12 protein-coding genes are annotated in these 18,679 nt (G+C 67.5%); 5 read left to right on the top strand and 7 right to left on the bottom strand.

Translation table 11 applies throughout. The annotated features are described in order from the left end of the window. Positions 1–15 precede the first annotated feature (15 nt). The 5 genes from HZY97_RS16565 to HZY97_RS16545 all read right to left on the bottom strand — a co-directional run bounded on the left by HZY97_RS16565 (position 16) and on the right by HZY97_RS16545 (position 4,814). Positions 16–747 (bottom strand): head GIN domain-containing protein, encoded by a 732-nt coding sequence (locus HZY97_RS16565; RefSeq protein ID WP_180146285.1) that lies wholly within the window; start codon positions 745–747, stop codon positions 16–18. A gap of 115 nt (positions 748–862) precedes the next feature. After that, the gene (locus HZY97_RS16560; protein ID WP_180146282.1) at positions 863–1,396 is read right to left on the bottom strand and encodes a CarD family transcriptional regulator; all 534 of its coding nucleotides are present in this window, start codon (positions 1,394–1,396) and stop codon (positions 863–865) included. A 247-nt stretch (positions 1,397–1,643) separates the two neighbouring features. Beyond that, on the bottom strand, positions 1,644–1,982 hold the full coding sequence (fdxA, locus tag HZY97_RS16555; protein ID WP_180146280.1) for a ferredoxin FdxA: 339 nt from the start codon (positions 1,980–1,982) through the stop codon (positions 1,644–1,646). 59 nt (positions 1,983–2,041) lie between these two features. Continuing rightward, on the bottom strand, positions 2,042–2,344 hold the full coding sequence (locus HZY97_RS16550) for a S4 domain-containing protein (protein WP_180146277.1): 303 nt from the start codon (positions 2,342–2,344) through the stop codon (positions 2,042–2,044). Beyond that, on the bottom strand, positions 2,337–4,814 hold the full coding sequence (locus tag HZY97_RS16545) for a helicase-related protein (RefSeq protein WP_180146274.1): 2,478 nt from the start codon (positions 4,812–4,814) through the stop codon (positions 2,337–2,339). The genes HZY97_RS16550 and HZY97_RS16545 overlap by 8 nt, the downstream gene beginning before the upstream one ends. A 252-nt stretch (positions 4,815–5,066) precedes the next feature. Between HZY97_RS16545 and HZY97_RS16540 the strand changes: the two genes are divergently transcribed. From HZY97_RS16540 to HZY97_RS16525, 4 genes are all read left to right on the top strand, one after another. After that, entirely contained in the window at positions 5,067–6,548 is a 1,482-nt protein-coding gene (locus HZY97_RS16540; protein ID WP_257215137.1) for a M23 family metallopeptidase, read from the top strand. Positions 6,549–6,849: 301 nt separating this feature from the next. Beyond that, positions 6,850–7,764, top strand: coding sequence for a sulfite exporter TauE/SafE family protein (locus tag HZY97_RS16535; protein WP_180146271.1), 915 nt, complete (start codon positions 6,850–6,852; stop codon positions 7,762–7,764). Then, complete coding sequence (locus HZY97_RS16530) at positions 7,761–8,522, top strand: TIGR02186 family protein (RefSeq protein WP_373684402.1); 762 nt, start codon at positions 7,761–7,763, stop codon at positions 8,520–8,522. The genes HZY97_RS16535 and HZY97_RS16530 overlap by 4 nt, the downstream gene beginning before the upstream one ends. A gap of 67 nt (positions 8,523–8,589) precedes the next feature. Further along, the gene (locus tag HZY97_RS16525; RefSeq protein WP_180146268.1) at positions 8,590–10,260 is read left to right on the top strand and encodes an ATP-binding protein; all 1,671 of its coding nucleotides are present in this window, start codon (positions 8,590–8,592) and stop codon (positions 10,258–10,260) included. 3 nt (positions 10,261–10,263) lie between these two features. Here HZY97_RS16525 and HZY97_RS16520 read toward each other — a convergent pair whose 3' ends face one another. Continuing rightward, positions 10,264–11,220, bottom strand: coding sequence for a hypothetical protein (locus HZY97_RS16520; protein ID WP_257215136.1), 957 nt, complete (start codon positions 11,218–11,220; stop codon positions 10,264–10,266). A 32-nt stretch (positions 11,221–11,252) separates the two neighbouring features. Further along, positions 11,253–12,638 (bottom strand): glycosyl transferase family protein, encoded by a 1,386-nt coding sequence (locus HZY97_RS16515; RefSeq protein WP_373684401.1) that lies wholly within the window; start codon positions 12,636–12,638, stop codon positions 11,253–11,255. A 163-nt stretch (positions 12,639–12,801) separates the two neighbouring features. Between HZY97_RS16515 and HZY97_RS16510 the strand changes: the two genes are divergently transcribed. Continuing rightward, positions 12,802–18,561: an alpha-2-macroglobulin gene (locus HZY97_RS16510; protein WP_180146260.1), complete on the top strand. Its 5,760-nt coding sequence runs from the start codon at positions 12,802–12,804 to the stop codon at positions 18,559–18,561. Positions 18,562–18,679: the final 118 nt, after the last annotated feature.

The raw sequence follows: 18,679 nt of genomic DNA, 5'->3' as shown, positions 1-18,679 counted from the left end.
ACCTGACGCGCAAGCTCAGGAGCAGTGCGCCTCGCCCGAGCCGACCGCGCTGACCGAACACTTCGCGCCGCCGGTCAGGTCGACATCGCCCGAGCCGGCGATCGAGACCGAGGCCCCGCCATTGACGATGCCGCGCATACTGCCCGACCCGACCACCGAAATGCTCGCGCCCTTGGCGGTCAGCTTGCTGCCGTCGAGGTCACCCGAACCAGCGATCGAGGCCTTGAGGCGGTTGGCGGTGCCCGCGACGTCGAGATCGCCCGAGCCGGCGATCGACAGGTCGGTATCGCTGGCGGCCAGGGCGGCGATGCTGAGGTTGCCCGAGCCGGAGATCGCGCCGTGGAAGTCGCCCTGCGCCTTGTCGACGGTCATGTTGCCCGAACCGCTCACCGCCGCGCCGTCCAGCGTGGGAAGCGTGACATGGATCTTCACGCCGTGATCGCTCGACATCGAGAAGCCGCTATGATCCTTGCGGCCGACACGCAGCGTGCCGTCGACCACCTGAATCTCGAGCTTGTCGAGCGTCGCGGCATCGCCCTCGGCCATGACCGCGAACTGGGCGCCGTTCTTCACGTCGATATCGTCGGGGCCGCGCAGATCGACCTTGGTGAAGCCGTTGGCGGCGAAGTTGCGGGTGGCGCCGGTGCCGCTCGGCGGCACGGTCTTGCCGTCCTTCTCCCAGCTGGCGTGGCAGCCGGTAATGGCCAGGGCCGGCACAAGGGCCAGGCCGATCAGGGCGTTGCGCATGAAACTTTCCTCCCGAAACGATGTGTGTTGCCGTAGCAATACACTATCGATCAGACAAGGAAAAGGGGCGGTTTTCAAGGCCGCCCCCATCCTCAGGTCCGAAAGCTGATCGAGATCAGGCCGGAACCTTGTCCTTGTTCCACACCGCTGCGGACTTGCGCAGGATGTCGAGGATCTTCTCGAGCGCGGCCGGCTCGTCAATCTCTTCCATCGCCGCGAGTTCGCGGGCGAGGCGGCTTGCGGCCGCTTCGAAGATCTGACGCTCGGAATAGCTCTGCTCGGGCTGGTCATCGGCACGGAACAGGTCGCGGACCACTTCGGCGATCGACACGAGGTCGCCCGAATTGATCTTCGCTTCATATTCCTGGGCGCGACGCGACCACATGGTCCGCTTGACCTTGGGCTTGCCCTTGAGCGTGTCGAGCGCTTCCCTGAGCGTCTTGTCGCTCGAGAGCTTGCGCATGCCCACGCTTTCCGCCTTGTTGGTGGGAACGCGGAGAGTCATCTTCTCTTTTTCGAAACGCAGCACGTAGAGTTCGAGCTGCATCCCCGCGATTTCAGACTTCTGGAGTTCGATAACACGGCCAACGCCGTGCTTGGGGTAAACGACATAATCGCCGACGTCGAAGGACAGCGCCTTTGCAGCCATGTGCGAGGAACCTTTCGTGTAACCGGCCCCGACGGGCGCGGTGTCCACCCTGGCGGAATGCAGGGCGGGCTGGTCGGGGCGACTTCTTTTTGTTTCTCCGGGCGGAGGTGAGTCTTCCTCCGTCGTGCCCCATTTAACACGCTTGCAATAAAATTACCAGCCAAACGTCACCGTTTGTCTGCGCAAAAATGCAGTTTCCCGCGGGTTCGTGTGGATTTCGCGGGCTTAACCGCCAAATCGGGTAAGCCTAGCTGCCCGATCCGGGCTCCGCCGAGAAATACTGCTCGAACTTGCCCTCGACGTTCTTCATCGCATCCGCATCGGCGGGCACATCGCCCTTCTGCGTGATGTTCGGCCAGGTCTCCGAGTAAGCGCGGTTGAGCTCGAGCCACTTTTCCAGGCCGTTCTCGGTATCCGGCAGGATCGCCTCGGCCGGGCATTCCGGCTCGCACACGCCGCAGTCGATGCATTCGCTCGGATTGATGACGAGCATGTTCTCGCCCTCATAGAAGCAATCGACCGGACAGACCTCGACACAATCCATGTACTTGCACCGGATGCAGGCGTCGGTGACGACATAGGTCATGGAAACTGGCCCCTTGAACGACGAACTGTCGGCCCTGCTATGCCCGTCGATTCCACACGTCAATCAAATGGCGCTTCCTGCGAGACGTTCTCAGTGACGCTAAGGTCCTGATAGCAGGCACGCCCTTCGTCCGGCGGGCCGCGCCGCACGGGCAGTTGCTCGACCCGGACGACGCGCACCTTGCCGTAGAGCGGGAAGGCGATGACGCATCCTACGCGCACCGAGGCGGCGCTGCGCTCGATGCGGCGGCCATCGATGCGCAGCGTGCCCTTTTCCGCGATCGCCTGCGCGGCCGAGCGCGTCGCGGCGAGGCGCGACCACCACAGGAAGCGGTCGACCCGCATCGTCGGACCCTCAGCCATGTTTCAGCTCCGCGAGCGCGGCAAAGGCGTTATCGCGCGGCGGCGCCTTGGGCTTGGGCGGCGCGACCAGCCCCTGCCAGATCCAGCGCTGTGGTTCGCCCGGCGCAACGCGCGCGGTACGAAAGCCGAGCTGGGCCATCAGCCGGGCAAGCGTCTCGGGCGTGAGGCCCATCGACGTAGCGAGCGCGGGATCGGGCGCGAAGGGCTTCCTACCCTGCCGCGCGTCATGTGCGGCGCGCGCGATCCGCTCGACCAGGTCGACGCGCACCGCCTGGGCACCCAGCGGACGATAGCCGTAGGGCAGATCGGCGCCAGGCGCGCCGCGCGGCAACACGGTGGCGCCCTCGGCCGGCACCGCGCTCAGCCCCATCAGCTCACGCCGCCAGCGCGCGGCGCCGGGCTTGAGCAAGGCAGGCGCAAAAACGTCGAGCGTGCCGATGGTCACGCCGATCCTGCGCAGCCGCTGGCGGGCGGGATTGTCAAGCGCCTCGATCAGTGTCGCGGCGGCGCGGCGCGGCAGCAGGCCACCAGCCTCGAGCAAGGCATTGGCAAGCGCGCGCAGCGGCGACCCAGCCTGCGGATCGCGTGTCACCTCGTCGAGCTTGCCGAGCACGGTGAGGCGCTTGGCGATCTGATCGGCGAACCAGCGCTCCAGCCGCGCCTGCACCGCGACCTTGGCCGGCGGATCGAGGACATCGAGCGCGCGATCCAGCACGATCCGGGGACGCGCGATATTGGGCCCCGGCTTGAGATCGGCGACGGCCGTGCCGCGCCATTCCATCTTGCCCGCCCCAAGCTGCAATTCCTCGTCGGTTGACTCGATCAGCGCCTGCCCGCGCTTGCGATATTCGCTCCCCAGCCGCTTCTCCGCCGCCGCGAGCAACATCCGCTTGTCCGCCGCGCGCGCCTCGGGCGCGACCGTGAAGCGAAAGCCGGTGAGCGTGCCGAGCGGGTGCTCCTCGACACTCACTTCGCCCTCGGGCCCGATCGTCACCGGCAGGTTCGAGGCGTCGGCGCCGATCTGGCGGAGCAGCACCGTGGTGCGCTTGTCGACGAAGCGCTGGGTAAGGCTGGCGTGGAGCGCGTCGGAGAGCTTCTCCTCGATCGCGCGGGTACGTTCGGCCCAGTGGATCGGGTCCTCCAGCCAGTCGGCACGGTGGGCGATATAGGCCCAGCTACGCGCCGCGGCGATGCGCCCGGCGAGCGTCTCGACATCGCCGCCCATATTGTCGAGCCGCTGGATCTCGTCGGCGAACCATTGGTGGGGCACATGGCCCTGCGCTTCAGAGAGATGCCCGAACAGGCGCCCGACGAAACGGCTGTGCGGGTCGACGCCAAGCTTGCGGAAGTCGGGCAGGCCACACGCCGCCCAGAGCCGCTTGACCATCAACGGCGAGCGCACCCGCTGGCGCACCCAATCCTCTTCGGCCAGCCGCTTTAGCACTGCCAAGTCCACCGCCTCGGGCGCGGCGCGCAGCACCTCATTGTGCGGTTTGGCCTCGAGACTGGCGACCAGCGCCTCGACACTGTCGAAATCGGGATCGCCCTCACGCCAGTAAAGCTTTTCCAGCTTCGGCACGCGGTGCGCCTCGATCGCCAGCACTTCCTCCGGCGTGAAGGCATTGGGGCCTTGGTCGTGTAGCGCGCCGAAGGTGCCGTCCTTCTGGTGACGTCCCGCGCGGCCGGCAATCTGCGCCATCTCGGCCACGGTCAGCCGGCGCTGGCGGCGCCCGTCGAACTTGTTGAGCGAGGCGAAGGCGACATGGTGCAGGTCCATGTTGAGCCCCATGCCGATCGCATCGGTGGCGACGAGATAATCGACTTCACCCGCCTGGAACATGTCGACCTGGGCGTTGCGGGTGCGCGGGCTCAGCGCCCCCATCACCACGGCGGCACCGCCGCGCAACCGGCGCAGCGCCTCGGCGACGGCATAGACTTCCTCGGCACTGAACGCGACGATCGCGCTGCGCCGCGGCAGTCGGGAAAGCTTCTTCGCGCCGGCATAGCTCAGCGTGGAGAAGCGCGGCCGGCCGATCACTTCGGCTTCGGGGACGAGCGCCTTGAGCATCGGCTTCAGGCTGTCCGAGCCGAGGATCATCGTCTCGGCAAAGCCGCGCGCGCGCAGCAGCCGATCGGTGAAGACATGGCCGCGCTCGGGATCCGCGCCGAGCTGCGCCTCGTCCAGCCCGACAAATGCCACTTCGCGCTCGAGCGGCATCGATTCGGCGGTGCACAGGAACCATTTGGCCTTGGGCGGGAGTATCTTCTCCTCGCCGGTAATCAGCGCGACTTCATCCGCCCGGCCCTTCATCCGGACGACGCGGTCATAGACCTCGCGCGCCAGCAAGCGCAGCGGGAAGCCGATCATGCCACTGGCATGACCCGCCATCCGCTCCACTGCCAGATGCGTCTTGCCGGTGTTGGTAGGCCCCAGCACCGCGGTGATCTCGGAACGCGCGAAACGACTCATTGTGAGTCCAAGATCGTTCCGAGTCGCCCCTTAAGCAACTCCCCCGAATTGGCGATTCGGCTTAACCATGTTGGAATTACTGCCGAATATGCTGAAAGCTTCGCTTCATCCGCGAGGTGGCACAACTCGCCGCACGAGTCGGCTCCAGACAGGGTACTTAATTTGACTTTAAGTCCTGCGTTCCACACTGATCTGGTCGGTAGCCGGGGGTTTACGGCACGACATCGACGACCTTTTGGGGGGCGTTGCGCCTTGTATTTGCGTAGTGACCATGGAGAAAGCTTCGGCGGCGGCGCAGCATCTGCGCGCGTCACCGCTCCTGCGCATGGTTTCGCTGCCCGCCTGAGCGAGCGTTTCGCCGACTTCGAATTCGCACCGGACCTGGGATCGCGCATCGGCTCGCTGACCTGGTATCGCGGTGCCGCGACCTGTGTCGGCCTGATCGCCGCCGCGCTGCTGATGGCGCCGGGCTTCGAGAACCCGATCTACGGCTCGGTCCCCGCGCCGCTCTCCGGCGCCGAATGGGATGCCACCCAGGCGCAGGCGATCAAGCCGCTCGGCATGGGCGGCGCCACCGGCGTCCGCGTTGCCGCGACCAGCCTGGTCACCCCACTCACCGACACGCCCGAGCGGCCGATCCTCGAGGGCACTGCGAAGCTCGCCTCGGGTGGATCGCTGCTGGCAACGCTGATGCGTTCGGGCATCGGCAAGACCGACGCCAACGCCGTCGACACGCTGATCACCAAGGCAGTCGCCTCGGGCGACATCCAGCCCAACACGCTGCTCGACTACACGCTCGGCCGCCGCACCGACAAGTCGCAGCCGCGCCCGCTCGAGAAGCTCGAGATGCGCGCTCGCTTCGACCTGAAGCTCGAAGTCGCCCGCAACGGCGGGGGGCTTTCGCTCAAGCAGATTCCGATCGCGATCGACCGGACGCCGCTGCGCATCCAGGGCACGATCGGCTCGTCGCTCTATCGCTCGGCCCGCGCCGCCGGCGCACCGGCCAAGGCGGTCGAAAGCTATATCCGCACGCTCGCCAGCCGAGTGCCCGTCTCGCGGCTCGGCTCGAGCTGCAAGTTCGACATCATTCTCGGCCAGGCCCGCGCCGAAACCGGCGAAGTCCAGCTCGGCAACCTGATGCTCGCCCGTGTCAGCGGCTGCGCGAGCGACGTGACCCTCGCGCCGTTCGAGCAGGGCGGCAAGACGACCTGGTTCGACGGCGGCGGCAAGGGTGGCAGCACCGGTTCGATGGCGATGCCGGCCAATGGCCGCTTCTCCTCGGGTTTCGGCATGCGCCGCCACCCGATCCTCGGCTATGTCCGCATGCACAAGGGCATCGACATCGCGGCGCCCTGGGGCTCGCCGGTGTTCGCGGCCAGCGACGGCGTCGTCCAGGCCGCCGGGCGTGCCAGCGGCTATGGCAATCTGATCCGCATCAACCACGGCGGCGCCTATGGCACCGGCTATGGCCATCTCAGCCGCATCTATGTGCGCGTCGGCGAGCATGTGCGGCGCGGACAGCGCATCGGCGCGGTGGGCAATGAAGGCCTGTCGACCGGCCCGCACCTGCACTATGAGCTCTACAAGAACGGCGTGGCGGTGAACCCGCGCTCGGTGTCGTTCACATCGACCCAGCAGCTGACCGGCGGCGATCTCGGTGCGTTCAAAGCGCAGATCAACCGGCTGCTCGCCGTGCCCGTCGGCCACGGCGCGGTGAAGGACGCGGAAGACTAAGCCGTTTTGGCCTTCCTACAGCGCATCGCGAAGCGACTCGCCAAAGTAGATGAAGGACACCCCAAGAGCCGGTTTTCCCGGCGCTTGGCTTGACTCAATTCGGGGAAACGGCGCGCGTCTCGCAACATCCTTGCGTGCGCGGGATCCTATTTTTCCAACAAGACAAAGAGCGGCAGGGCACCAGACCCGGCAGCGTGAGCCAAGCAGGCGAAATCCTACATTGCAAGGCCGGCAGCTCCTGCGACCGGGAATTGAGATCGCCTTTTGCACTGCACCGCAAACGCGGTATCGCTGCGGCACAATGGATCTTTACCTCCCGATCGCCAACCTGTCGGTCAACGCGCTCGTCATCGTGGCGCTGGGCTTCGGCGTCGGGCTGCTGTCGGGCATGTTCGGCGTCGGCGGCGGTTTTCTCACCACGCCGCTGCTGATCTTCTACGGCATCCCGCCCACCGTCGCCGCCGCCTCGGCCGCCAGCCAGGTGACCGGCGCCAGCGTCTCGGGCGTGATCGCCCATTTCCGCCGCGGCGGAGTGGACGTCCATATGGGCGTGGTGCTGGTCTTCGGCGGTATCATCGGCAGCCTGCTCGGCGCGATGCTGTTCACCGTGCTGCAGAAGAGCGGCCAGATCGATGTGGTGATCGGCATACTCTATGTGCTGATGCTGGGCTCGATCGGCGGGCTGATGCTGCATGAATCGGTGCAATCGATCCGCGTGACCCGTGGCGCCCGCCCGCCGCGGCCTCGAAAAAGACGCCACCATCCGCTGGTCGCGATGCTGCCGCTGCGCTGGCGCTTCTATTCCTCGGGGCTCTACATCTCGCCGCTCGCGCCGCTGCTGCTCGGCGTGTTCACCGGCATCCTCACTGTGCTGCTCGGCGTCGGCGGCGGGTTCATCCTGGTGCCGGCGATGCTCTATCTGCTCGGCATGGGCACGCAGGTGGTCGTGGGCACGTCGCTGTTCCAGATCCTGTTCGTCACCGCCGCCGCGACGATGGTGCATGCGACCACGACCAAGGCAGTCGACATCGTCCTCGCCGCTCTGCTGCTGCTCGGCTCGGTGGTCGGCGCGCAAATGGGCGCACGCTTCGCGATGAAGGTGAAGGCGGAATATCTGCGCCTGATCCTCGCCGTGATCGTGCTGCTCGTCGCCGTCCGCATGCTGCTCGGCCTCGCCTGGCAGCCCGACGAGATCTATTCGGTCGAATTGCTGTGAAGCGCGGGGCGCTGATCCTGCTGGCGCCGTTGCTGATGGGTCAGGCCAAGCCGACGCTCGTCCCCGACGTCTCCCAGCGCGACATCGAGATCGCCTATAGCTTCACCGGCGCCGAGCTGCTGCTGTTCGGCGCGATCATCTATCCGGGCGGCCGCACGCCCGGGCGCGACGAGAAGCCGGCGGACATCGTGGTGGTGGTGAAGGGCCCCACCCAATCGGTGCTCGTGCGCGAGAAGGAGAAGGTCGCCGGCATCTGGGTCAATGCCGAGCGGATGCGCTATCGCTCGGCACCGAGCTTCTACGCGATCGCCTCGTCCCGCCCGATCGCCAAGATCGTCGATGAGCGGACCCGCGCGATCTACGAACTCGGCGTGGACAGTCTCCAGCTCTCGCCCGCTTCGAGCGCCGCGCCCGAAGTGCAGACCCGCTTCGACGAGGGCATGGAGGATCTGCGCACCCGCGCCGGCCTCTATTACCAGGCGCCCGGCGCCGTGGAGATCACCGACGGCGTGCTCTATCGCGCCCGGCTCGCCATTCCCGCGCGCGTCCCCATCGGCCGGTTCACTGCCGAAACCTTCCTGATTCGCGACGGGCGCGTGCTCGCCGCCGCCGTCCGCCCCATCGAAATCCGCAAATCGGGCTTCGAGCGCTTCGTCGCGCATTCAGCCGAACATTATTCAATACTCTACGGACTTATCGCCGTTGCGCTCTCGATTTTGTTTGGCTGGGGCGCCGGCGTGATCTGGAAACGTTTCTGAAGGCTTTGAAACTCACCCAATATTTACCTCCCATCGGCAAATTGGGAGCGTTAACGGGGAGCAGCCGATGGACGGCCAGTTTGGCGCGCGCGGGTTTGAAAACGCAGCGCCGTCAGTTTCATCTTCCGAGGGCCTGCCCTCGCGCGCGCCGGTCGACCCGATCGGCGTGGTGCTGGAGATCGCCGGCTCGTCGAGCCAGGTGCTGATCGATCCGGCCGCGCTCAATGCGCTGGCGGGCAACAGCGACTCCACCGTCGCCAATGCCGGCGGCGTTGGCAGCCAAGTGAAGGTGCGCGTAGGCGCGACCTGGCTGATCGCGAACGTGCGTTCGCTCAAGCTCCAGGGCGAGCATATCGCCGCCTATATCGACTTCCTCGGCGAAGGCGATGAGGAGCGGCTGACCGGCAAGCTCTACAAGTTCCGCCGCGGCGTGACGCGCTACCCGACGCCGGGTGCGCCGGTGTTCCCGGTCTCGACCGCGGACCTCAAGCAGATTTACGCCGCCGAAGACCGCGCGCATATCGAGATCGGCAATGTCTATCCGACCAAGGATATTCGCGCCGCGCTCTATGTCGACGCGATGCTCGGCAAGCATTTCGCGCTATTGGGCTCGACCGGTACCGGCAAGTCGACCGCCGCCGCTTTGATCCTTCACCGGATCTGCGAGCTGGCGCCGCAGGGCCATATCGTGATGGTCGATCCGCACGGCGAATATGCCAGCGCGTTCAAGACCACCGGCGCGCTGTACGACGTCACCAATTTGCAGATGCCGTACTGGCTGATGAACTTTGAGGAGCATTGCGAAGTGTTCCTCACCACCTCCGGCTCGGACCGGCAGGTGGACGCGGACATCCTCGCCAAGTGCATCCTGCTCGCCAAGGGCAAGAACCGGCTCGCGGCGGAGATCGGCAAGCTCACCGTCGATGCGCCGGTTCCCTATCTGCTTTCGGACCTGACCCAGATCCTGCAGCTCGAAATGGGCAAGATGGACAAGGCGACCGATACGGCGCCCTATCTGCGGCTGCGCGGCAAGATCGACGAGATCAAGGCCGATCCGCGCTACGCCTTCATGTTCTCGGGCATGCTGGTCGCGGATACGATGCAGGGCTTCCTGGCGCGCGTTTTCCGCCTGCCGGGCGACGGCAAGCCGATCTCGATCATCGATGTGTCGGGCGTGCCGAGCGAAATCACCTCGGTGGTGGTCGCAGTGCTTAGCCGCATGGTGTTCGACTTCGCGATCTGGTCGCGCGGGGAGAGCAAGCGCCCGATCCTGCTCGTCTGCGAAGAGGCGCACCGCTATGTGCCCAACGAGCGCAATGCCGATAATTCCTCGGTCGGCCGGATCCTCAGCCGGATCGCCAAGGAAGGCCGTAAATATGGCGTGTCGCTGGGCCTGATCACGCAGCGTCCGTCGGACCTTGCCGAAGGCGTGCTCTCGCAGTGCGGCACGATCCTGTCGATGCGCCTCAACAACGAGCGCGACCAGGCTTTCGTGAAGGCGGCGATGCCCGAAGGCGCGCGCGGCTTCCTCGATTCGATCCCGGCCTTGCGGAATCGCGAATGCATCGCGGTGGGCGAAGGCGTCGCCACGCCGATCCGCCTGTTGTTCGACAGCCTCGAGGACAATAAGCGGCCGGCATCCGACGATCCGCTCTTCTCCGAGCTGTGGCGCGATACCGGCGGCGAGGAACAGATCCTCGAGCGCACGATCCGCCGCTGGCGCGCGCAAGGGAAGTAACCGCTAGAAATCGGCACCCAAAGTGAGCGCGAGGCCCGAGCCGGGTCTCGCCTCGCCTGCCACGCGCTGGCGCCAGTCGAGCGCGAGGCGCAGATTGCGCACCGCCAGCGTCGCCGACGGGCCAAGGTCGAGCCGCTGGGCATCGCGCTGCGCCGCGCCCCAGGCACCGGCGCCGAGCCCGAGCCGCACCGGCCCGCTCGCCGCCACCATCCGCACGCCGCGCGCCGCGCCATCGGCATAGGGGTCGGCCCGCCGGCGCAGCACCACGCCGGCCTGGCCATAGGCTTCGAGCCGGAAGCCACGCGATTCGATGTCCACGCCGGTGATCGCACCGAGCCCGGTGCCGCCCGGATTGCCGTCCAGCCCGAAGCGCCGCTCGGCGATCAGCCGCACCGGCACGCGGGTCGGCTGCCATTCGAGGCCGAGTGCGGCCTCGCGGCCCTTGCCCTGCAACGGCGCGGTGAGTCGGCCATAGGCGGCGAGGCGCTGGCGCGGCGCGAGCAACCAGGCAGCCCGCACTCCCGCCTGCCCGCCGCCAATCTGCCCACCAGGCGCCGCCGCCGCCCCGCCACTTCCTCGCACGACTATCCAGCTACTCAGCGACCAGCGATCGGGCAGCGGATCGAGCCGCTCGGGTGACGGCACGGCACGCGCCGGCAACGCGCTATAGTCCGTCGAGAAGAGCGGCGCCCATCCGGGCTCGCCATATTGGACCAGCCCCATCAGCGCGAGTTGCACGCGCGGATCGTCATCGCCCAGCGGCAACCGATAGACCGGCGACACCTGCATCGGCACGCCCCGACGGGTTGCCGCCGCCACACGCGATCGCACCGCTACCGGCGCCGATAGGTGCGGCTCGGCGCGCGCGATCGGCAATGCCGCTTGGATCGCGGCGGGGAGCGAACCGGCACTCGGCCAGAGCATCGCCACACGCGCGCCCACCCAGGCGAAGACCACCATCGCAAAGAACCGGAGCGGCCGCCCGCGACCGGTCAACCGCCGGGCTCCTTCGCAAGATCGGGGAATTGGTGCGCCGTCTTGTCCCAGCGCGGCGCCGCGCCGCCCAGCATCCCGACATAGTCGAACAACGCCCGCCGCGCGGCGAGCAGCGCGACGGCATTGCTCGAAAGCACGCGCGGCACCGACCACAAGGCCTCGCGCCAGCCATAGGCTCGGCCGACGAACGCCGCCCGCACCGCGAGCCGCCACAGCAGCAGCGCCAGGTTGGTCCAGAGGACCGTCTGCATCAGCGGCGATTGCGCGGGCAGGCGCGTGCCGGCGAGGAGATGCGCGCCGAGCGACAATCCCCAGAACAGGATCGACAGATAGGCGAGCGCCAGCACTGGAATCTCGAGCGTCGCGCGCCGGTCGCGCATCCGCATCCAGTTGTCGCCGACCTGAAGCAGCCCGCCCCAGCCGGTCCGGTCCCAGCCGGCCAGCGCGATGCCGATCATCCAGCGTGCCTTCTGCTTCACCGCCGCATCGATCGTGCTCGGAAAATAGGCGCGTATCGCGATCAAAGGCCCGCCGGGCGCTTCCGTGACGCGCACCAGCCGTGCCGGCGCGCCCATCGCCGCGATCGCCAGGCCGAGCTCATAGTCTTCAGTCAGGCTCGCGGCGTCGAACGGTGCTCCGTTACGCATCGCCGCCAGCCGGCCCAGCACGTCGCGCCGGATCGCGCAACCGACTCCGGCAAAGGGCAAGCCCGCCCCCACCGCCTGGCGCACGACCAGCGATCGGCCGTGCGATTCCGCGAACTCATCGAGATAATGCCCCGCAAAGAAGCGCGAATGCGGATGCGCAAGCGGCAGCACCGGCAGTTGCACCGCGGCGTGCTCGATCAGGCCGTGCGCATAGACCCGAAGCTCGAGCGGATGCACGACATCCTCGGCATCGTGCAGCGCCACGGCGCTGGCAGTGAAGCCTTCCGCCGCCTCGTCACGCAGCAGCGCGCGCCACAAGGTGTTGAGGCAATCCGCCTTGGTCGTGCCCCCCGGGCGCGGCCCGATCACCAGCCGCACTCGCGCGTCCTCCAGCGCCACCTCGGCGACCGCGTCGATCGTCGCCGGATCATTGGGATAGGTGCCGACATAGATGCGGTAATCGGGATGCTCGAAGCGCGCGAGCGCCGCCCGCAGCATCCTGCCGATCACCGCGGACTCATCCCAGGCCGGCACGAATATCGCGATCCGCCCGGCCGGCACCGGTCTGTCGAGCGCGGGCAGCATCTCGCATCGTCCCCGTACCCGCCGCGCAACGTAGATCAGGTCGACCAGCAGGTCGTCGATCCCGCCGACGACGAACCACAGCGCCGCGAACAGGGTCGCTTCGCGCGCAACCGCGTCGAGCGCGGCAATCAGCGCCTCCCCTGCCGGCACCGCCTTCCCCTCCGATTCGGACGGGCAATTAAGCCGTGCCGCCCTCGGAACGATCAAGCGGAATGGCGCATTTAACTCCGAATCGGAGGCGGTTAATTCGCTGCTGGACTCGTAACAGAGCCCGGCTATCGTGCCCGCCGCTGCCCGAGGGGGGAAGGTTGCCATGAAGCTCGTTGCACGACTTGGCGTATTGGCTCTGGTCCTGGCGCCCATCGGCGCCGTCACTGCATTCGGCGACAATAGTCCCCAGGTGGAGATGGCGACGCCCGGCGTCGGCGACGGCGCGATCGAGCGCTTCACCGCTCGCTTCAATGTCGCGATGGTCCCGCTCGGCGACCCGCGCGCCGAATCGCCCTTCAAGGTCGACTGCCCGGTCGGCGGGCAGGGCCGCTGGGTCGATCAGCAGACGTTCGTGCACGAATTCGCCAGCCCGCTCCCCGGCGGCGTCACCTGCAAGTTCACGCTGCGCGATGGGCTGAAGAGCCTGTCGGGCTATGCGCTGCAGGGGCAAAAGGAATTCAGCGTCGATTCGGGCGGCCCGATCGCCCGCGCCGTGCTCCCCAGCCGCTATGGCAGCGAGATCGAGGAGGACCAGGTCTTCGTCATCGCGGCGAACCTCGCGCCCGATCCCGCTTCGGTCGCCGCCAATGCCTATTGCGCGGTCGATGGCCTGGGCGAGAAGATTCCGGTCGACGTGCTCGCGGGCGATGTCGCGCCCAAGCTTCTCGCCGATCTCGGCACCGATCGCTGGGAAGTGCAGAGCTTCCTCAACGACGCCGGCCTGCCCCAGGCGCTTCCCGCCAAGGCGGAAGACCGCGCCAAGTCGCTCGCCAGCGTCGTCGCGGTGAAGTGCCGCCGCCCGCTGCCCGCCGGGCGCGACATGGCTTTGGTCTGGGGCAAGGACATCAAGAGCGCCTCGGGCCGCGCCGCCGGCACCGACCAGCGCTTCGACTTCACCGTCCGCAAGGAATTCAGCGCCCGCTTCGAATGCTCGCGCGTCAACCCGACCGCGGGCTGCAGCCCGGTGCAGGATGCCTGGGTGCGCTTCTCCGCCCCGATCTCGAAGGCGCAGGCCGAGGCGGTGCGGATCAGGACCGCCGACGGCAAGGAACTGACCCCGATCTTCGGCGATGACGACAAGAACAAGGCGACCGTTTCCGATCTCAAGTTCAAGGCGCCGCTGCCGGCCGACACCACCGCCAAGGTGGTGTTCCCCGCCAATGTGAAGGACGAGAGCGGCCGCGCGCTCGCCAATGCCGAGCGCTTCCCGCTCGACGTGAAGTTCGACGCGCCGCCGCCGCTGGTGAAGTTTGCCGGCAATTTCGGCATCCTGGAGGCCAAGGAAGGCGGCGTGCTGCCGGTCTCGGTCCGCAATGTCGAGCCCGAGCTCCAGGGCACGCAGATGGCGGTCAACGGTCAGAGCCTGAAGGTCGAGGGCGGCGACGGCGAGATCGCCAAGTGGTTCCGCGCGCTCGCCGATGCGGCCGAGGACAAGTCCGACGAAGTGACGCGCGGCAAGGAAACCGTGCGGATCAACCAGACCGGCGCCAAGCCTTTGCTCACGCCCGCCACCGGCAAACCGCTCAAGATCGGCCTTCCCGGCAAGGGCAAGGACTTCGAGGTGGTCGGCATCCCGCTGAGCCAGCCCGGTTTCTACATCGTCGAGCTCGCCAGCCCGCGGCTCGGCGAGGCGCTTCTCGGGCGCAAGGCGCCGCGCTATGTCGCCACCGGCGCGCTCGTCACCAACATGAGCGTCCATTTCAAATGGGGCCGCGACCAGTCGCTGGTCTGGGTCACCGCGCTCGACAGCGGCCAGGGCGTCGGCGATGCCGAGGTGCGCATCACCGACAGCTGCTCGGGCGAACTGCTCGCCAAGGGCAAGACCGACGCCTCGGGCCGCCTCGGCGTCCCCGCCGGCCTGCCCGAGCCCGAAACCTATTCGAGCTGCGAGAACGGCAATTCGAGCCCGCTGATGGTCTCGGCGCGCAAGGCCGACGACTTCAGCTTCACGCTCACCCAGTGGGGCGAGGGCATCCGCCCGTTCGACTTCGACCTCAACTATGGCTGGTCGGCGCCCGAACAGAAATTCCACACCGTGTTCGACCGCTCGCTCGTCCGCCAGGGCGAGACGATCCACATGAAGCACATCGTCCGCACGCCCGTGGCCGCGGGCTTCGCCGCCTCGCCGGCCTTCACCGGCACGCTCCGCCTCAGCCATCGCGGCTCGGACACGCAATATGACCTGCCGCTGACGATCGACGCCAACGGCACCGGCGAGACCGAATGGACTGCGCCGCAGGGCGCCAAGATGGGCGACTATGACGTCCAGTTCGTCACCAAGGAAGGCACCTCGGAGACGGTCCACTATACCGGCCAGTCGTTCAAGGTGGACGAATACAAGCTCCCGACGATGAAGGCCTCGGTCGCCGGGCCCAAGGACGCCGCGGTGCGCCCGGGCGTGCTGCCGCTTGACCTGTTCGTCGGCTATCTCTCGGGCGGCGGCGCCGCCAATTTGCCGGTCGAGACGCGCATCGGCTATTTCGGCGATTTCCCGACCCCCGACGGCTATGACAGCTACAGCTTCGGCGGCCGCGCGATGGCCGAGGGTACCAAGCCGATGGACGGCGAGGGCGAGGACGAGCAGGTCCAGCTGCCGCCGACCCAGACGCTGCCCGCCAGCCTTGGCGCCGACGGCACCACCCGCCTCAATGCCGAAGTGCCGCAGACGCTCGAGCAGAACACCACGATGCTGGTCGAGATGGATTATCAGGACGCCAACGGCCAGATCCTGACCTCGTCGCGGCGCATCCCGATCTTCACCTCCGCGGTGCAGCTCGGCGTCAAGAGCGACGGCTGGCTGATGAAGCAGGACGATCTGCGCCTGCGCTTCGTCGCGCTCGACACCAATGGCAAGCCGCTCGCCAACCAGGCGGTCTCGGTCGAGCTCTACAGCCGCGAGATCCTGACCGCACGGCGCCGGCTGATCGGCGGCTTCTATGCGTACGACAACCAGATGAAGACGACCAAGCTGGGCGCGACCTGCTCGGCGACCACCGATGCGCAGGGCCTGGCGAGCTGCCAGCTCAATCCGGGCGTGTCGGGCGAAGTCTATGCGGTGGCGACCACCAAGGACGCCAATGGTAATATCGCCCGCGCGACCAAGTCGGTGTGGCTGGTCGGTGACGATGACTGGTGGTTCGGCGGCGACAATGGCGACCGCATGGACGTCATTCCCGAGAAGCTGGAGTACAAGGCCGGCGAGACCGCCAAATTCCAGGTCCGCATGCCCTTCCGCGACGCGACCGCGCTGGTCACCGTGGAGCGCGAGGGCGTGCTATCGAGCTTCGTCGTCGGCCTCACCGGCAAGGACCCGGTGATCGAAGTGCCGATGCCGGGCGACTATGCGCCGGACGTGTTCGTCTCGGTCATGGCAGTGCGCGGGCGCGTCTCGGGCTGGCAGAACTGGCGCTCGAACATGGCGCGCGACTGGGGTGCGCCCTGGTCGAAGGACGGCGGCGAGCCGACCGCGACGGTCGACCTCGCCAAGCCCGCCTATCGCCTGGGCATCGCCAAGGTGAAGGTCGGCTGGGAAGGCCATAAGCTCGATGTGGCGGTGAAGGCCGACAAGGCGAGCTATGCCGCGCGCGACAATGCGCAGGTCGATGTGACGGTGAAGACGCCCGACGGCAAGCCCGCCGCATCGGCAGACGTCGCCTTTGTCGCGGTCGACGAGGCATTGCTCCAGCTTGCCCCGAACGACAGCTGGAACCTGCTCGACGCGATGATGGGCGATCGCCCGATCTCGGTGCTCACCTCGACCGCGCAGACCCAGGTGGTCGGCAAGCGGCATTACGGCAAAAAGGCCGTGGAAGCCGGCGGCGGTGGCGGCGGCGGTGACCTTTCGGGGCTCAACCGCGAGAATTTCCAGCCGGTCCTGCTGTGGAAGGGCAAGGTCGCGCTCGACGCCAATGGCCATGCCAAGGTGGCGGTGCCGCTCAACGATGCGCTGACCTCGTTCAAGCTCGTCGCGATCGCCACGTCGGGTCCGCAGCTGTTCGGTTCGGGCAGCGCGAGCATTCGCTCGTCGCAGGACCTGACCATCTATCCGGGCGTGCCGCAGCTGGTGCGCACCGGCGACCAATATGGCGCGATGTTCACGCTGCGGAACGGCTCGACCAAGCCGATGAAGGTGACGGCGACCGTCGCGCTGAGCCCGGCCTATGCGACCGGCAAGCCGCTGACCGTCGACATCCCGGCCGGCGGCGCCGCGCCGGTGGTGTGGAACCTCACCGCCCCGCCGCGCGAAGGCAAGTTGAGCTGGACCGTGTCGGCCAAGACCGCCGACGGCAAGTCGGTCGACAAGGTCACCGTGGCACAGGCGGTTGCGCCGGCGGTGCCGGTCGAGACCTGGGCGGCGACGCTCGGCCGCGTCGGCACCGGCACACAGTTCACCATCGCCCCGCCGGCGGGCGCGCTGCCCGGCTTCGGCACGGTCGATGTGACGCTGACCGACAGCCTCGCCCCGCCGCTCTCGGGCGTGCGCGATTACATGACCGCCTATCCGTATAACTGCCTCGAGCAGCGCACCTCGCGGGCGATCGCGCTGGGCGACACGGGAATGTGGAACCTGATCGCCAGCGACATCCCGGCCTATCAGGACGGCGACGGCCTGTTGCGCTACTGGCCCGGCGACTGGCCCGGTTCGGAAGCGCTGACTGCCTATATCCTGTCGGTCTCGGCCGAAGCGGGGCTGCCGCTTCCGGAAGGCCCCAAGGCCAAGATGCTCGACGCGATGAAGGCCGTTCTCGACGGGCGCCTGCGTCACGAGGATTATGGCGATGTCCGCCTGCAGCGCGTCGCCGCCTTCACTGCGCTGGCGCGGCAGGGTGCGGCGACTTCGGCGATGCTCGGCCAGATCGGCATGACTCCGGCCGAGATGCCGACCGCCACGCTCTCCGACTATGCGATGGCGCTCGGCAAGGTACAGGGTGCCGCCAATGGCGCGCAGCTCCGTCTCGATGCCGAGAAGACGCTGCGCACGCGCCTGGTCTATGAAGGCACGCGTGTCGACCTGTCGGACAAGGGCCATATGGCCTGGTGGCTGATGTCGTCGGACGACGAGGCAGCGATCAAGGCGCTGCTCGCCACGCTCGGCCGCCCCGGCTGGGAGAATGACTCGGCCAAGCTGATGGTCGGCATCGCCTCGCGCCAGCAGCGCGGGCATTGGGACACCACCACCGCCAATGCCTGGGGCACGATCCTCGCGCGGCGCTTCATGACGCTCTACCCGGCGGAGTCGATCGCGGGCGTGACCAATGCCACGTTCAGCAGCTTCAGCCCGGTGAGCCTCAGCTGGCCGCTCGCCGAGCCGCAGCGCAGCTTCAGCTTCCCGCTGCCGGCGCAGACCACCCCACTGGTGCTGAACCAGTCGGGCGGCGCCGGGCCCTGGGCGTTCGTCCGGGTGAAGGCAGCGGTGCCGCTCACCCAGCCGCTGATGGCCGGCTACAAGGCGAGCAAGAAGATCGAGGCGGTCAAGCAGGCCGTCCCGGGCAGCTGGTCGCGCGGCGACGTCGTCAAGGTGACGATCAGCGTCGAGGCCTCGGCCGAGCGCAACTGGGTGGTGGTCAATGATCCGATCCCGGCGGGCGCGACGATCATGGGCAATCTGGGCGGCCAGTCCGAGATGCTCGCCAAGGATGCCGGCACCAGCGAAGGCGTGTCGCCCAATTATATCGAGCGCGGCAATGACAGCTGGCGCGCTTTCTACGGCTGGGTGCCGCGCGGCAACTTCACCGTCTCCTACGTGATGCGGCTCGATGCGGCGGGCAAGTTCAACCTGCCGGCGACGCGGGTCGAGGCGATGTACGCGCCCGAGATCCGCGCGCAGCTGCCCAATGCCGTGATGACCGTGGCGCAGCGGTGACGGCGAAGGAGGCACTTACCCACCTCCTCGCCTTCGCCCGCCGCTGGACGAAGCGTATCGACGACGCGCCCGAGGCGGCGCGTGCCTGGCTGGGCCGCGAGCGTGCGATCTGGAAGGA

This window comes from Sphingomonas sp. R-74633, assembly GCF_013416555.1.
Classification (GTDB): domain Bacteria; phylum Pseudomonadota; class Alphaproteobacteria; order Sphingomonadales; family Sphingomonadaceae; genus Sphingomonas.
The sequence above is the reverse complement of the archived record's forward strand: the minus strand, read 5'-3'. Positions and strand labels throughout refer to the sequence as shown.